The following is a 16,699-nucleotide window of genomic DNA, read 5'->3' as shown; positions in this document are numbered from 1 at the left end:
CATGTCTCCCTTTAACTATTCTAGAAAGTTAAAGGCAATTCCTCTAAAGAACGCATTAAATAGTTACCTTGCCATTTAATGTCTTTACGATCGCCTTTTATTTGTAGTTCAGGCATTCGTTTGAACAAAGTAGTAATAGCGATCTTTGCTTCTAACCTCGCAAGTGGAGCTCCTAAGCAGAAATGACTACCATGGCCAAAGGCAATGTGACGGTTGTTCTCCCGTGTAATATCAAATATTTCTGGATTTTCAAATACTGTTTCATCACGGTTCGCTGAAGCCAATGCGATAATAACCATATCTCCTTTCTGTATTGTTTGATGGTGAATTTGAAAAGGTTCTGCTGCCCATCTTGCAGTTGTAACCTCAACTGGAGAATAATAACGCAATCCTTCCTCAATAGCCGAATCAATTAGTTTTGGATTATCTTTTAATAACTGTAATTGATTTGGATTTTCAAGAAGTGCTAATACTGTATTTGTTATTAAATTTACCGTTGTTTCGTGTCCCGCTACAATTAGTAACATGATCATCGAATATAGTTCTCGGGCGCTAAGTTTATGCCCTTCACTCTCTGCAAGTATTAAAGCACTCACCAAGTCTTCTTTTGGCTCTTTTCGTTTCACATCAACTAAATATTGAAGATATGTAATAAACTCAGATAGTTGTTTTTCAGTTTCTTTTATTTCTTCAGGTGTTTCTGGTGATGCAATAACAGCATGAGACCAAATTCTAAATTTCGCTTGATCTTCTTTTGGAATACCGAGCATCTCACTTATCACAATAATTGGTAATGGAAATGAATAATCATCCACAAGATTTAATGTACCTTTTCGCTCTATATCACTTATCAAATCATCTGCTATTCTCTGAATTCTTCCGTCTAATTGTGCAATCATCTTCGGTGTAAAAGCTTTTTGAACTAAAGATCGTAAACGACTGTGGTTAGGTGCATCTGAATTTAGCATATGTGTTGTCAAGTGATCACTATTATCAACGGAAAGATACATGTTCTTTGTATCTTGAGAAAACACATTTGTCCAATCTTTTTTTAAACGATTATCTTTTAAAAGTGGCAGAGCATCTTCATATCTAGTAATGAGCCATTCTTTACCGATTTCAACTTGGTTTACAAATAATATTGGTTGTTTTTTTCTCGATTCTTTATAAATTTCATACGCATCTTCTTTAAACTGAGCTGAAGCTAAATTAATGCCATCCTCTATGCTTAACCCAACTTTATTTTTCATTGACATTGCATTCCCTCACTCTCATTTGTTGTTGAAAACCAACCCAACATATGCATTATACTCTAATAAAAACGCGAAAATTGTAAATTTTTAATCAAAATCTCACTTCGTATATTGAAAAATAAAAAGTGAGAAAGTAAAATCGTTTCACTCCCTCACTTCTCTTTATGCGAAGCACATAAAATTACTAATTTGTTGATAGCGATAACTTACTTTACGACGACGACCACCTTGCCACGTGTAACCTGATACTCCATTTCTTCTCACTTCAGTCGGGAAGAACCATAAATCCCTTCCGAAAGGACCAGGACGATGTAAGCGTAAATAGCCCCATCTTCCTAGACAGTTACACATCCAGGATTTCATATTACCTGGTTGTGCAGGAGAAGCAAATGTAGACGGTAACGACGGCGCTTGTGACGGAGGTGGTGACGTTGGAGCATCTTCCGCATCATCTGGTCTGTAATCTTCTTGTTCAATATCTCTCACTTCATTTGTAGGTTCATACCCGTAGTTTTCTGGATTATAATACATCGCTTGATCATATGGATAATTTTGTTGGTTATACATATTAATAAATCACCTTCTTTTCATTCATTTCCTTTACCATTCATATGTGATATGCCATCTCTGGGAAGCTTATGTATAGCCTAAATTCAACAAAAAATAAAGCTCGTATTTTAAAAATACGAGCTTCTTCATAAACGGAATAGATGTATTATTTTCTTAATTTCACACTATAGAAACGCATTTCATCTAATGAACCTTCAAATTCAAATACTTCTTGTTTAATTAATTCCTTTAAGCGATATTCTAAAAACGTATCGCCAACTGATTGCTCTACAAGACCAAGTGCTTCACCAATTACTCTAGGAGCTTTTCGGAATTCTTGATCAGCACCTATACTTTTCGCACATTCAATAATAAATTGATCAAAATAATTTTCTTGTACAGAACGCACTTCATTGTCTGTCCAAATTCTTAAAAATTCCGTACTTTTCGATAGACTATCCCACTCATGTTCAAACTGCATACGATTCTCTACAGTTAAATACGGCAATTTTACAAAACTTTTTTGAATTAGAGCTAAACTTTCAGGTGGTAACTCTCCTGTTCCACGAATAACATACTCTAGTTTTAATATTTCTTTACTTGCTTCAGATGTATTCATAACGCGAATATTTTTCTTATCTTTTAATTGCGCCATTACAAAACATAGACCTACATGTTCATGTGCGTTATCTGCCTTCCAAATGGTAATTGGTGTTTCATTCGGAATTGAATGTAAAACTTCTAAAGTTTCCTTAAATCTTGGTAAATACTCTTCTTCAAAATAACAATCATAAGAAGTTAAGTTATTTACTAACCACTCTTTTCTTGCTAGTTGCCCTTCATTCATATGTAACTTATTTATCGGCCCAATTGAAAAGAATTCAGAAAAAGCAACAACCATCTCTTCCAATCGTTCTTCTTGACCAAGCATATGCTTTAAACATCCAGCTGTTGAATCATCAAATGCAATATGTACGTGTGAGACTTCTTTTACATTTCTTTTATAAGATGTATTACTCGTTAGTTGCTTAGGAATATCCATCAAATTTTTAATAGTATCTTCACTATAATTTTCTTTTAATAAATTTAATTGGATTAGAATACTTTGAAGTAAATGTTTTGCTTCATCTTCGTGCATATCTTCTACAGCATTTTTAATTTTATCTATCATGTAAACCCCTCTATTCATTTCAAAAATAACGTAGATTATAGTGTATCATTTAAGTGTTACTCTTTAAAAGTTTTTTAGTCAAATCATGTATTAGAAAGATTGCTAAATAACCTTTTGTAAATCATTTTATTTAAATGTATAATTATATGGAAAATAAAAAATATAGGAGCTATGTTTATGGAGAAAGTATTTCCTAATTATAAACATTATCTAAAAAATTGGAGATTTATATTTATTTGTATATTACCTACTATCGCCTTTTTATATGTTTTTGATGTCATCTTTGAATTAATATTTCATCAAGATTTCTATTTATCTAACTTAATTTTTGCTATTATTTTATTTTTAATATTTATGAGCATCAAAGATATGTTTAAAATTAAAAGTTAAAGATCCGGATAAAGTGGGATAAAAAAAGAGCACCCTGCAATCAGATGCTCTCATGTGATAGAGGTTTTTCTGAGTATTAAGTAGGACACGAAGGTCTTGTCCCACTATCTAATATATGCTTGTACTTATTTTTTGTGCATGTACGAAGTATCACTATAAATTCTCCTCATAAATTCATTGTACAATTAACATATTTATACATAAAAAAACATCCCCCGTGGATGTTTTTTTATGTACCGATTTTTAAGCTTCCATAAACTTAGCCGGTACACCAATTTTTTCAACTACAGAAGATATATTAGTAGGATTAATCATTAAGGGGCTTTTAACTTCATTATGCATTATACCGATTTCTACGACGTTCCATCCTCGTTTGTCCTTGAGCAGTCTCTTCTTTATATTGAGGTATTTGCTCTGCCATTTCATATGTTGCAACTGCAGTTGGTTCTTCGTAATTATGCTCACGTATTTCTTCAGGCGTTTTTTGTTTCGATACTTTCCCACCAAACTTAAATAATTTTAACTTAAATTTCGGTAATCTTGGGATCGGAATCTTAAATGATTGCTTTTTACGTTTCTTTTTTTGTTGAAATAAAGTTATATTTTCTTTATAATCCTCTTCTTTACGGTGTAATAACATAGCAATTAATCCACCTAATATAAGTCCACCAACTAAAAGCATAAGATATTTGAAATTACTTGTCATTAAACTCGACATACGTTCAAGTATGACTAACGACTGCACTTCTTTAATATCCCATAGTAAAGCAGCCCATAATGCGAATAAACCGAAAGTAAGCCCATATGTACGAAAACGGAATAAACATGGGATTAAAGCGACACAAGCAGCGATTTTCGCATTCGCTATGATTGAACTTGTTGAAATATCTTGATGCCAAATAACTAACAATAGTGTAATAAATGGCGCATATGCTATCCAGCTACATATACGTGAATATATTTTTTTCGCAAAATAACTACCGAAACTGGTGAAAAATAAAAGGCCTCCAATATATAAAGATTGTTCTAGTGGGATTTGCTTCATAATTCCTGCAACTGGAAAGAGGCCGCTCAATAGCATGAATAGCACATCTAATTTCTTCACAATTCCTCATTCCTTTCCAATTTCTTTTGAATTCATTCCTATTGCTTTTCCAAATGATATAGTTTTTTATTTCTAAAAAACATCTTAATCCTGTATGGAAATAAAGTAAATATATAAAAGAGAGGATACATGACAAAAGATATCCTTATTTACATGAAAAAATGACAAATCCTGATCGATATAATGAGCAGGATTTGTTTATTATTATTTACAGTAGAATAATTGAATCTTTCTTTTCTATTTTTATAATATCTACATCCAATTCATCATCAAACTCTTTAAACTCTCTTGCATCTATATCCGTCATATAGCTCTTTATTACTTTCGCCATATGCATAGAATATGGCATGTGTATATTCTTTTCCAAAAGCATACTTGAATTACAGCACATGTAATGTACCATTTTGGCAATATAGTTCCTTTCAACAGCTTTTACACCTAGAGGTAATATTTCAAGTATATATCGATGCAATGTTTCACTATCATTACACAGATACTCACCAGTGCTATAATACATTCCTTTTTGATCTATATATAAACTCGTACTATCTAGTACGTCATCACATTCTATCACACCGTATTTTGGTACATCAAAAGATGTATTTATTCTTACAGCATTTAAGTTTGGAACCTTTAGCACATCTGGAACAATGTCAGGGAAAGTATCTATATCAATTTTTTCATTTTGAACCTCTTTTATCCAATGTTTTCTTACATTCGCATCTATAATAAAGTATACTTGCTCATTTTGCTCTTTTGCAGGTTGTAAAATTTCCGCTAATGTTTCAGAAACAAATTGTTTAAATTGAATGCCCATATCATTTCTTTTTGAAGGCTGCGGCAAAAAGGTGTTATGTTTATCTACATTTAATAATAAACGATCAATCGTTTGCCACTCTGTATTCCCATATAATTTATATGAAATTTCTTTTCCTTTTATTTTTGAAAAAATGGGTAAGAAATCAAATTTCGAGATTCGTTCAATTGATAAATTAACATATGTACAAGGTAAATTTATCTTATTCCAACTACGTTTTAAAAATCCTTTTTGTTCTAATAAACTCAAAATACCATTTATAATCGTTTTACGAGATACACTTTGACCTATAAATAAATTAATAAATGCTGAAATACGGTTTGTTCGTGCAAATCCTTCTCTAACAATTTGCTTTGGATCAATTTTTTCACGTCCATCACAATTTTTCATTGCAATTAACGCCAATGTCGCATCATTACGCTCACCTGCAGTAGCATAAACCGCTTTCATAACATCCTCTACTAAATTCGTTTTATACTTCTGGCAATATTGCATTTTATATGGATTTTGCAATACCTTTTCAATATTACATCTTACTATTTTTAACAACACTGGCGAATCTGCATTTAATATATATGATGACTCACTAATTTGAGCTAACACAATTTCACTTTCAAATAATGCTTGTTCTACTTCCAGCGATATTTTTTCAGACCATATTTCTAGCGTTATAGTCTCTAATCCTTTTGGTGCAATTAAAGGGAATAATTCTTTCCTATTATCTGTTTCCATCTTTTTGCATTCTGGTAGTAATGTGAAATAAGAAAATTTTTGTTGAAACCCTTTAAATAGATACTCTCTTTCTTTTGCTTTTATACCAGATTTTATTTTAGTACCTTGAACTTTATATATCCTCTCATTGTATGGAAGAAGTACCCTAAGATTTGCTCCTAGCATATAATCTTTCGGATATTGAAGAATATGCTCTAATTCAACTTCTCCACCTATACGAAAATCATCTTTTAAATTTCTAAATATCTTAATCCATTTGATGCCGTTTGTAGCCTGCTGAACTTTTAGTTTTACAAATCGTAATTTCTTATTATTCGATGCAAATTCTGGAGTAGAAATTAATATCATGCCCCGTTTTCGTCTTAATAGCAAAGGAATGTCTGGATGGTTATATTCTTGATAAAACCTCCGAATTCCTATTGAAACATTTAATAATGGAATGTTCTCTCCTCCGCGCGTTATATATTCGAACCGAAATACATAGGCGAAATAGTCTTGTGTTTTTTCATCTTTAATAGGCTCTGACATCGCCTCACAAATATTTTGTGATCTAAGAGGAGAAAAATATATATCTTCTTCATTTATATTTTCTAATTGTACAGGACGTTCACAAAAAATATGTGAAATTAAAGCGGGCACCCATTTAGAATATACTTCCTTATCATGTAGTACTGTTAAATTAGAAATTAAATCGTAATGCCATTCATATTTTGGCGATTCTATTAATTTATTAGGTTTCCAATCATGAATAATCTCATACCAACTTTGAAAAATATAATCAAGTTGTTCTTTTCTAATAGGTTCTTTACATACAATCCATGGTGTATTTTCATTTAATACATATGGATTATGCTGAATAAATAATATATCAGAAAACATATCATATAATCTTTCATTCAATCGTTTCAACTTACTCGTTAATAAAAATGTCTTATAATGTATCTCTACAATATCGAGCCATTCAATAGGAAAATATATAAATGATACGCTTTCGTTTAAAAGAGGTTCTATTATATTTTCAAATGTTAACAACTTTAATTTTCCCATAAAATGATTACTTCCTTTCTTTATTTGTCTTGATTGTCAAAAAACTAGAAAAATAGCACTTACTCTAATCCATTTACATCAAGTATTTAAAAGAAAAGTAAAAAAACATTTCTCTGAACCATATATTATTGAAACAGCTCATTTAAAAATGAAAAGTAATTATCATATACAGCCCCCTTAAAAACTATTTTTTAATACATTCAAATTATACAATATAAATAATGTAATGTATTTATCATTTACAATAACTTTACAATAAATTGAAAAAAGACGCATTTAGATTGATGCGCCTTTTTGCGATACTTCTTTTGTTAAATTATATACATAAGTATGATTCATACCTGTGAATAGCAATACCTCTTCTCTTTATCCGATTACGTTTTTCTCTTCTGTACTTATCGGCCACTTTTCTAATGTATAAGCCATTTCCCAAAATGAATATTCATATTGGCTGCTAATAATAAAATGTTGTTTCATTCGATTTCGGTCTGCCTCTGTTACTTTTTCAGCTATTGCATCTAATCGTGTGATTTGCTCTTCCACCAATGTTCGGAACCAATCAGATCCATAAGCAGAAATCCATTCGTTATAAATCGGCTCTTCTGGCTGACACTCTTTTAAACGCTCACCAATTTCATAATACAGCCAATAGCAAGGTAAAATTGCTGCAATGATATCACCTAAATGCCCTTCATACGCAGCACGATACATATGTGAAGTATATGCGTATGCAGTTGGAGCAGGGATAAAAGTATCTTTTTCTTCTTGTGTTATCCCTAATTTCTTCGCAAAATTCTCATGTAAAGATAATTCCGCCTCATATGTATTTTGAGCATGGTGTGCCATACGAGCTGTCGTTTCTAATTCTAGTGCTTTTGCAGCTCCTAAAGTTTGTACTCTAGCAAAATGACTTAAATAATATGAATCTTGAAGCACGTAATAGCGAAAATTAGCTAAATCTAACGTTCCTTCACCAAGTTTTTTTACAAAAGGATGATGAAAACTAGCTTCCCAAATTGAATCTACTTCTTTACGTAATGATTGTGAAAAAGTCATTTAAGTCCCTCCAATTATGTATAAAATTTAAGTATTTACCCACCATTATTAAATCTGTAAAACAAAAAAACTTTCTTTACAGGCGTAAAGAAAGTGAAATTGACAGTTTTTATTTATTAAATAGCAATGTCTTTCCCACTTCCCTACGCTGGTATTAACCAGATCAGGTACTAAGAGTCTCAAATTCCAATTTGATCTCAGCCTATAATAGGCCCCCCTAGTGGATAAAATATTTAATTTTCGTATTGTATTCATCATAACATACTTCATGTAACTGTCAAAAGTTATTCATGATACCACTACTTAAAATCCTTCGTCTTTTCTTACTCTTAATGAAGTTTCAATAATCATATCTAATAGTTTACTATATTCAATTCCCGCTGCAGCTGCACTTTTTGGTAGTAAACTCGCTTGCGTCATCCCTGGTAATGTATTAATCTCCATTACATATGGAATACCATCCTTCACCATCATATCCACCCTTGCATAAACGCTGCATTTTAATGCTTTATAGCAAGCCAGTGACGCTTTGTTTACACGTTCCTTAAGTTCAGCTGGAAGTTCAATAACTTCTTCAATTGTACTAATATCATCATATTTCGCATTGTAATCAAAGAACTCCGCCGCATGTCGAATTGAAATAATAGGTAATTGTTTTCCATCAAAAATGGAACATGTAATCTCGTCACCTTTTATATATTTCTCTATTACTACTTCTGAATCCCATTCGAACACCGTTTCCAGCATTGAAATTAATTCATCTTTATCATAGACAATCTTTACCCCCACACTCGAGCCACCAGAGTTTGGTTTTACCACTAACGGAAATCCTAATTTATCTAATTCATCAACATTTAGATCCTCCATTTTTGTAAGTTCAATCCAATCTGGTGTTTCTATTCCTTCATAACGTAAAATCTTTTTCGAAATATTTTTGTCCATACATATACCGCTAGATAACATATTGCTTCCGCTATAAGGAATACCTAAACTTTCAAGCGTTCCTTGAACAGTTCCATCTTCTCCGTATTTTCCGTGTAATGCGAGCAATGCAAAATCAATGTCTTTCGCTTTTTCGATTAAATCCATTTTTTCATTTAATGTAATTGGTACAATTTCATATTTATTTTTATCTAAATTTGCAATCATTTCATTTCCAGTCATAATGGATACTTGTTTTTCAGAGGATACTCCTCCCATAATAACGCCAATTCTCATTTCCTCAACTCCAAATTTCGTTTTTTATTGTATCACCGATTATTTTAATGCCACGAACTATTTCTTCTTCTTTCAGACGTGAAAATCCTAATCGAAAAGTGGTCGCTCCTTCTCCATCAGAATAAAACACATCTCCAGGAGAAAAAGTAACCCCTTGCTCATAACACTTTTGCAAAAGTGTGCGGGCATGAATTTTTTCTTCTAACTCTATAAATAAATGAAGTCCACCATCACCGGTCATTCTTTGAAACGGAATGTACTCGTTACACGCCCCAACAGCTAACTCATATTTTTTCTTATAAACAGACCTTGCCTTTTTTAAATATTTTTCAAAATATCCTTCATGTAAATATTGAAAAAGAACAGCTTGATCTAAAGTAGATGTGTGAATTGTTCTTGCTCTTTTTACACTTTCTAAATAATGAATCAGCTCTTTATCTGCAATGATCCATCCAACACGTAAACCAGGGAAAAGTACCTTCGAAAAGCTACTAATATAAATCACATTATTACCAGCACCAGCAAAAGTTAATAGTGGGGCTAAATGTGAACCTGAATAACGTAGTTCCTCATTAAATCCATCTTCTATAATAGGAACCTTATATTTTGAAAATAATCTCATCAGTTCCGTTCTTTTCTCTGAACTCGTAACAATACCGGTTGGATTATGATAGGAAGGAATTAAATACGCAAAATCAAACTCTTTTTCACGCAAGCTTTTTTCCACTTCGTTCGTATCAATGCCATCTTCATTCATATTTATTCCATGCACTTCAAGACCATGTAGGCGGAAAAGCTTGAGTGCAGCATGATGAGTCGGATTCTCGCAAATAACCCGCCCTGATTTCTTTGATAACGAGGATAGAACAATGTCTAACCCTTCTGTAAATCCATTTGTAATTAAAATGTCTTTATTCGAAATATCTACACCTTTCATTTCCATATAATGAAGTAGATATTTCATTAACGGTCTATAGCCTTTTGCGTATCCGTAATTTAATACGACATCACCTTCAATGGACATACGAGTAAGAAAAGCTCTTTTGAAATTTTCCACATCAAATAGCTTTTCGTCCGGAGCGATACTGTTAAAAACAATCATTCCTTTTTCCCAGCGAACACCATGTTTCATTAAATCTAATTCATCCGCTAATAAAGTAACTGTATTAAGTTTATTTTTCCAATCTATTTCAACAGACGAAGTGTTTGAAATATCAACCTTCGCAACAAAATTCCCTTTTCCTTTTACTGCATATATAAGTCCTTCTTGCTCTAAATCCGCATAAGCAGCTAGCACAGTATTTCTGCTCACACTTAATAATTCGCTAAGTTCCCTCGTCGAAGGAATTTTTTGATCCCCGAGCAAATGCCCTTTCATAATCATCTTTTTTAAATAATCTTTCAATTGAATATAAACGGGACGCTCTTTGACAACTTTAAAATCTTTAAACAATTCCTTACCCCCTGCAATCATTTTTGCATAATTATTTCATTCTCAAAAGGTCCACTACATATGTATTTTTTATAAAGGGCGGTACGGTCTTATAAAGTGGAACTTTAATCAATGGGATTGTTTATTAAGCTCACTGATTATTAGCCCTCACGAACCAGGCGTTTTACTACCTGTTACTAAGGGATAAATCTTTACGGTATAAGTTAATTATATCTTTTAAAGCTGCTGCTGCGGCTCCGCGTGGATTTGATGCACCACCAATTGTAGTAACTTGCCCCATCGTATCTGTAAAGAACGTAATCCCTTTTTCTGTCCCATTTACATTTGCTAGCGGATGATTCTTATCTATTTCGTACGGTTCTACTTTAAGAGTCACTTTACCATCCTGCTCCTTATACGCTGAAGCTATTAATTTAACAAATTTATTTTGTTCCTTAGCATTTCGAATTTGTTGTTTTGTAACATGTTCAATTCCTTTTATATGTATATCTGTAAGCATATGCTCTGTTCCCATTAAACTGTTTGTCAAAAGTAACAATTTACAAGCACTATCAGATCCGCTTACATCCAATATTGGATTCGTCTCAGCAATTCCTTTACGTTGCGCTTCTTTCAGTGCTTCTTCAAACATAATATCTTCCTCATTCATTTTCGAAAGAATATAATTTGTAGTCCCGTTTAATATTCCTTCTATTTTTTCAATATGGCAACCAGCTAAACTAAATTGACCAATATCAAGTGTCGGTAATGCCGCAGCAGTTGCACCACTATATCGAATTCGTACATTTGCGATTTTTGCTGCTTCATTTATTTCTCTCCAGTTTGTAACAAGCGCACCTTTTGAAATTGCTACTATATCCATTTGTTTCTCAATCGCTTGTTTTATATATTGTTTCCCTGGATTTCCATCTTTAAGGTTTGTAACTGTTGATTCTACCAGCACTGTACCACTTATGTTATCTGTTGCACGTTCCTCCGGATGATATTCTATATACTTTTCAATTGCAGCACTACTGCTACCATACATTAATAAGTTATGAATAGATAATCCATCTTTATTATGTATTGCAACATTTCTGCCTAATACGCCACTTACAACTAACTCTATACCATAAGTTTCATATATATATGAACATTTTTCATGTAGTAATTTTATAAACTCTTTTCCTACTGTTCCATATCCTGAGAGTACAACTTTAATTTTCATAATATCCCCCCATATTTTTCTATCCAATCCCTCTTTCAATATAATATATAATAAAGCGCCCTCGAATTCCATCGAGAGCGCTTTATTATTACCTATTTCGGTAAACGTAATAGCTTTTCAGCGATTGTTCTATAAAACTCTTGAATACTAGAAAAACCTAATGTGTCTGAAACACTTCATCCTACCATGTCGAGATTGTCCTAATTTGCTTTCGTTTCGATATGATTCCATCTTCCAACCTGTAAAGGCTCATAATTATTTACAGCAGTATTAGTAGAAGATACAATCATAGAATTTGTATTTACTACACCGTCTTTTTGCCACCAAACAGTATCAATTAATGGATGATTTCCTTCATATCTTGCATAGGAACTTAAGTTCCCTATTAACACTTTATTCATCGTGAAATGAGGCAAATGTAATCTTCCTGTATATCATGAACACCACCCCAATATTTTACGCCAAGCATTTCTTCTCTACCCCATACTCCCCCTAGTAAAACGTTTATATTTTTTAATTTACATCATGCATTCATAACTTAAACATAATGTAAAGTATTATATATACGTTGTATATATAGAAAACATATACAAATGTTGATAAATATTAATTCAAGTGAATTTTTACTTTTTACAATACATCTTGTAAATCTGTTTATTTGAATTTATAATTAGATATAGTTTCCTCATGTTAAAAAGATTTAAAAACCATAAGAAAACTAATCTCATTGCTTGAAAAGGAGGAAAAAGCATGCAAATCAAATCAAATATTCATACATTATCTCAACCTACTAAAATAACTCCGTCTAATCTTGAGCATAATACTATCTCTTCTACTAAACTTGAAAATAAAAAATCAAATGATCCCATCAAATTTGATATTCGTTCATCTGAAAAAGAGATGAAACAACCTGAGCATAAATTTAATGAATTAGATTTATGGAAGATGCTAAAAGATAAAGGTGTTCCTTTATGGATTATACTTGAAATGCTACAAAAGGCTCGTAAAGAAAAAGAAACACAAAATAATTCAGTTCAAAATTCAACTGCGATTGAAGAAACGAGTGAGACTCGATTAAATGAAGTAATGTAATCTATGTTATATGAATGCTCTAAAGTAAAAAGAGTTCGAGATTGATAAAATTTCTATCAACCTCGAACTCTTTTTTAAGATTTTTCTCCAATCGTTACAAACTGAAATGATACTTCCCCTTGATGATCTTTAATTAACTTTTCTACTTTTACTTTTTCATTTATTAATGTATTATCTGTCGACATTTTAGGTTTTTCATCACCTAAAGACTTGTTCAGGTGGAGAAGATGCATTTTCGTTTCATTTGCTTTTAATTCTTTATACACACTATCTTTTGCTACAATTACATACGCTTGTGTTGGATATTTACGAGTGTTACCTATCCAAGCATCACTACCGTATTTAACAGCAAACTCCTTTCCTTCTAATTCAATACTTTTTAAATTTTTTTCATCTTCTTGTGCCAACAAAATCGAGCCTTCTTTTGGTAACTTAGGTAACGTATCTATAGGTCTAAATTTGGATCCATTCTCTCTTTCACGAAAAATCTTTGTTTTAATCAACGCTTGTGCTGTAGATTCATTTAAAATTAAAACTTGTCCATTTCCAAATGTACCCGTTTTCACAGAAAACACTTCATTTTCTTTCGTAATTTCCTGATAACGATTCATAATTGATAAAGTATTATTTTCATCTCCAATGATTAATACACCGTTAGCTGGAAATCTGTTTTCATTTTTAGAGCATGCACTTAAACTTATTAACATTAATATACTTAAAATGAAAATAGATAATATTTTCTTCATCACAGTTCCTTTCATAACTCAAATTGTTTTTACATGCTTTTATGCAGTCTTACTTACTCATATTCCCTACTGTTCCATAGTTTTATAAAGCTTTTGTAAATAACGCCAACGAGTTATATAGAAATATAAAACTTGTATACAGATAAATGAAATTAAAATTACAATAGAACTATTTAAAATAGAAAAATCGACTAATTGTTGTAATGCCATATAAGCAACCACTGTGTGTATTACTGCAATGGTAATCGGTAAAAAGAACATTAATAATAACTGTCTCGTTACAACTTTTTTCAACTCTCGCTTACTTAATCCCATTTTCGAAATCATTTTATATTGTTGTTGATCGCGATCCAAATCAGTATATAACCGGAAGTAAATAAAACTAGCGGCAAATGTGAAGAAGACGATTCCAACTAAAACACTGGCCATAAGTAATAATCCATTCGTTTGTTTTGCCTCTAACAAACTTAAAGTCAAAGCTTGAAAATGGAAATTATCTTCTCTTGCATCTGCATTGAATATACTATTTAATTGATTTGAAATTTCTTTCGTCTTTATCCAGTCATCTACAACAAATCCGTATGTACGATGTTGAATAACTACATCATCTTGATTGATATTAAAAGGAATACCATCATATACACGATCTTGAACCGCGATAAAAATACCGCTAGTATCATGTGGTAAAACTAAATTTTCTACAGCTTTTTTCACACGAAATGTCTTTATCCAATCTCCTTCAATGACTTCAATATTCTTTTTATAATCACCATTTTTAAATTCTTGTTTTTGTGATACCATTCCAGGGATTAGTAATATTTCATCTTCTTTTTCAATTGTTTCTTGTTGATATCCTAGCGCTCTCGCAAGTTCGTTATATTCACTTAACTTCATTACATATACATTACTTTCTGTATATTTATAAGAAGATGAAGCTGTTCGATATGGAATATTCGCATCAGCAAGATGTTTTTTTATAATAGATAGATGTTTATCCACCACTTTGTCTTTTTCAGGACCTATATAAAGAAACGTATATGGGTTTGTCATTCTTACCAATTCTTTATTCCCAATAGCAGCTGTAGTTCCAATTGCTGTAAAAGCAACTGCTGAAATAATAGACACTATAAAAAACATAGTTGCATTATCTTTCATACGGTAAATTAATTCTGAAAACGTTAATATATTTGTTCTCTTTAAAAAGAAAAATTCACTCCTTTTCGCAAGATGCAATATATAAACGCTACATTGTGTATATAAAAAGTACGTTCCTATAATTACTAAGAGCACACCCATTACGAGCATGATAAAACTATGATTTTGAATAAAGCGAAATACTGAAATATATCCATACCCTATACTAATTAAAGAAAGTAACGATAATATTATTGAAGCTTTCGGTTCAGGCTTTGGCTTTTCTCCAGCTTGAATAAGTTCCACAAGTTCGGTTACTTTAACCGTTTTAAATGTAACTAACGAAACGATTAAAAATAAGACAAGAAACGTGAAAACTGTTAATAATACAGCCTGCACTGGTATATAAAAAGGTAAACCATTACTAATCATTAATACACTGGCACTGATTAGTAAAACTAGTTTAGAAAATATGAGGCCAATGAGGATACCAATACAAATCGAACCAAGTCCGATTAACATATTTTCAATTAACAATAACTGCTTAAGCTGTCTCATTGACATACCTTGCATCATTAAAATACCAAATTCTTTCTTACGCGTTTTTAAAAACGAGCTCACTGAATATAAAATAAAGAAAAATGAAAAGACAAAAATCAAACCTTGGGATATTTGAAATCCTAATGTACCAAATGTACTTATTGTTTTACTTGTCGATTTCAACTCCCCCTGTAAATCAGGATGGAATAATAAAAGGGCATATGTAAAGAAAATCATAATCGAAAATGCACTACTTAAAAAATGGGCAGCATATGTACGCTTATTTCGAAAAATATTATTAAATGCGAACTGACGAAAAGTCATGCCTTTTCCCTCCTAACAAAGAAAGGACATCCATAATCTTTTGATAAAAGGTTTGCCGACTTTCACCACGATAAATTTCGTTATACAGTTGACCATCTTTTATGAAGATTACTCGGCTACAAAAACTAGCTGCATACGGATCATGTGTAACTAACATCATCGTTGCCTTTTCTTCCTTATTAAGCGTATCCAGCATCTCCATTACATCATTTGAAGATTTAGAGTCTAAATTCCCGGTCGGTTCATCAGCAAGTAATAATTGCGGCTTATGAACAATTGCACGAGCAATTGCTGTTCTTTGAGCTTGTCCCCCTGAAATTTCAAACGTTCTTTTATTCAATATATCTGTAATATTTAATTTCTCTGCAATTTCTTCTACTCGTTTATTCATTTCTTGCACAGAAACACCATCTAATGTCATCGGCAATACGATATTTTCCTTCACTGTAAGCGTACTAAGTAAATTAAATGATTGGAATACAAATCCTAATTGTTTTCTACGGAATAAAGCCAAATCTTCAGATGATAACTGGAAAGGATTCGTACCATTTATTACTATTTCTCCCGATGTTGGAGAGTCGATAGTAGATACCATATTTAATAACGTTGTTTTCCCGCTACCAGATGGCCCCATGATCCCTATAAATTCACCTTCTTGAATTGATAAATCAATATCTACTAATGCTTTAAAAGGTATTTTCCCTTTATATACTTTACTAATATTTTTCGCATGTAAAATTCCCATTTCTATTCTCCCTTCATTTGCACTTCTCACAATAGAGTGTAAATGAATTCTCTTATAGCTCATATTGATTCATCTTTCATTTATCTTACACGCTTGTAAGATTTCTAAAAAAACTGATAA

General features: G+C 31.9%; 14 protein-coding genes, 1 pseudogene and 1 riboswitch. Of the genes and pseudogenes, 2 read left to right on the top strand and 13 right to left on the bottom strand.

Annotation, left to right across the window (positions count from 1 at the left end):
- Positions 1-20: 20 nt before the first annotated feature.
- From PDQ68_RS02935 to PDQ68_RS02925, 3 genes are all read right to left on the bottom strand, one after another.
- Positions 21-1,256, bottom strand: coding sequence for a cytochrome P450 family protein (locus tag PDQ68_RS02935; protein ID WP_016717582.1), 1,236 nt, complete (start codon positions 1,254-1,256; stop codon positions 21-23).
- 159 nt (positions 1,257-1,415) lie between these two features.
- The gene (locus PDQ68_RS02930; RefSeq protein WP_061182403.1) at positions 1,416-1,820 is read right to left on the bottom strand and encodes a hypothetical protein; all 405 of its coding nucleotides are present in this window, start codon (positions 1,818-1,820) and stop codon (positions 1,416-1,418) included.
- A 148-nt stretch (positions 1,821-1,968) separates the two neighbouring features.
- Positions 1,969-2,973, bottom strand: a complete 1,005-nt coding sequence (locus PDQ68_RS02925; protein WP_000565675.1) for a DUF1835 domain-containing protein — start codon at positions 2,971-2,973, stop codon at positions 1,969-1,971.
- 177 nt (positions 2,974-3,150) lie between these two features.
- Here PDQ68_RS02925 and PDQ68_RS02920 point away from each other — a divergent pair, with 177 nt between their 5' ends.
- Positions 3,151-3,363, top strand: a complete 213-nt coding sequence (locus tag PDQ68_RS02920) for a hypothetical protein (RefSeq protein WP_000416565.1) — start codon at positions 3,151-3,153, stop codon at positions 3,361-3,363.
- 334 nt (positions 3,364-3,697) lie between these two features.
- Here the strand turns inward: PDQ68_RS02920 and PDQ68_RS02915 are convergent, their stop codons facing one another.
- The 7 genes and pseudogenes from PDQ68_RS02915 to PDQ68_RS02885 form a co-directional block, all read right to left on the bottom strand.
- On the bottom strand, positions 3,698-4,468 hold the full coding sequence (locus tag PDQ68_RS02915; protein ID WP_061182328.1) for a DUF3959 family protein: 771 nt from the start codon (positions 4,466-4,468) through the stop codon (positions 3,698-3,700).
- Positions 4,469-4,676: 208 nt separating this feature from the next.
- Positions 4,677-7,064, bottom strand: coding sequence for an RNaseH domain-containing protein (locus PDQ68_RS02910; RefSeq protein WP_062822553.1), 2,388 nt, complete (start codon positions 7,062-7,064; stop codon positions 4,677-4,679).
- A 366-nt stretch (positions 7,065-7,430) separates the two neighbouring features.
- The gene (gene tenA / locus PDQ68_RS02905) at positions 7,431-8,120 is read right to left on the bottom strand and encodes a thiaminase II (protein ID WP_016717578.1); all 690 of its coding nucleotides are present in this window, start codon (positions 8,118-8,120) and stop codon (positions 7,431-7,433) included.
- Between the two features lie 123 nt (positions 8,121-8,243).
- Positions 8,244-8,349, bottom strand: a riboswitch (TPP riboswitch).
- 74 nt (positions 8,350-8,423) lie between these two features.
- The gene (gene ddlB, locus PDQ68_RS02900; protein WP_016717577.1) at positions 8,424-9,338 is read right to left on the bottom strand and encodes a D-alanine--D-alanine ligase; all 915 of its coding nucleotides are present in this window, start codon (positions 9,336-9,338) and stop codon (positions 8,424-8,426) included.
- A 4-nt stretch (positions 9,339-9,342) separates the two neighbouring features.
- A complete protein-coding gene (gene pdxR, locus PDQ68_RS02895) occupies positions 9,343-10,791 on the bottom strand; it encodes a MocR-like pyridoxine biosynthesis transcription factor PdxR (RefSeq protein WP_016717576.1) in 1,449 nt (482 codons plus the stop codon).
- A 166-nt stretch (positions 10,792-10,957) separates the two neighbouring features.
- A complete protein-coding gene (locus PDQ68_RS02890) occupies positions 10,958-11,998 on the bottom strand; it encodes a homoserine dehydrogenase (RefSeq protein ID WP_061182380.1) in 1,041 nt (346 codons plus the stop codon).
- Between the two features lie 92 nt (positions 11,999-12,090).
- A pseudogene (locus PDQ68_RS02885) lies at positions 12,091-12,420 on the bottom strand (lipase); the annotation flags it as partial.
- A 328-nt stretch (positions 12,421-12,748) separates the two neighbouring features.
- On the opposite strand from PDQ68_RS02885, the gene PDQ68_RS02880 reads away from it, so the two are divergent.
- A complete protein-coding gene (locus tag PDQ68_RS02880) occupies positions 12,749-13,090 on the top strand; it encodes a DUF3914 domain-containing protein (RefSeq protein ID WP_016717573.1) in 342 nt (113 codons plus the stop codon).
- Positions 13,091-13,164: 74 nt separating this feature from the next.
- Here PDQ68_RS02880 and PDQ68_RS02875 read toward each other — a convergent pair whose 3' ends face one another.
- The 3 genes from PDQ68_RS02875 to PDQ68_RS02865 form a co-directional block, all read right to left on the bottom strand.
- Positions 13,165-13,836, bottom strand: coding sequence for a lipoprotein BA_5634 family protein (locus PDQ68_RS02875; RefSeq protein ID WP_048554571.1), 672 nt, complete (start codon positions 13,834-13,836; stop codon positions 13,165-13,167).
- A gap of 66 nt (positions 13,837-13,902) precedes the next feature.
- Positions 13,903-15,834, bottom strand: a complete 1,932-nt coding sequence (locus PDQ68_RS02870) for an ABC transporter permease (protein ID WP_046647115.1) — start codon at positions 15,832-15,834, stop codon at positions 13,903-13,905.
- Positions 15,809-16,579: an ABC transporter ATP-binding protein gene (locus tag PDQ68_RS02865; protein ID WP_000511813.1), complete on the bottom strand. Its 771-nt coding sequence runs from the start codon at positions 16,577-16,579 to the stop codon at positions 15,809-15,811. Before PDQ68_RS02865 ends, PDQ68_RS02870 begins: the two co-directional genes overlap by 26 nt.
- Between the last annotated feature and the right edge of the window lie 120 nt (positions 16,580-16,699).

Source organism: Bacillus cereus group sp. Bc010 (assembly GCF_027716745.1).
GTDB lineage: Bacteria > Bacillota > Bacilli > Bacillales > Bacillaceae_G > Bacillus_A > Bacillus_A pacificus.
The sequence above is the reverse complement of the archived record's forward strand: the minus strand, read 5'-3'. Positions and strand labels throughout refer to the sequence as shown.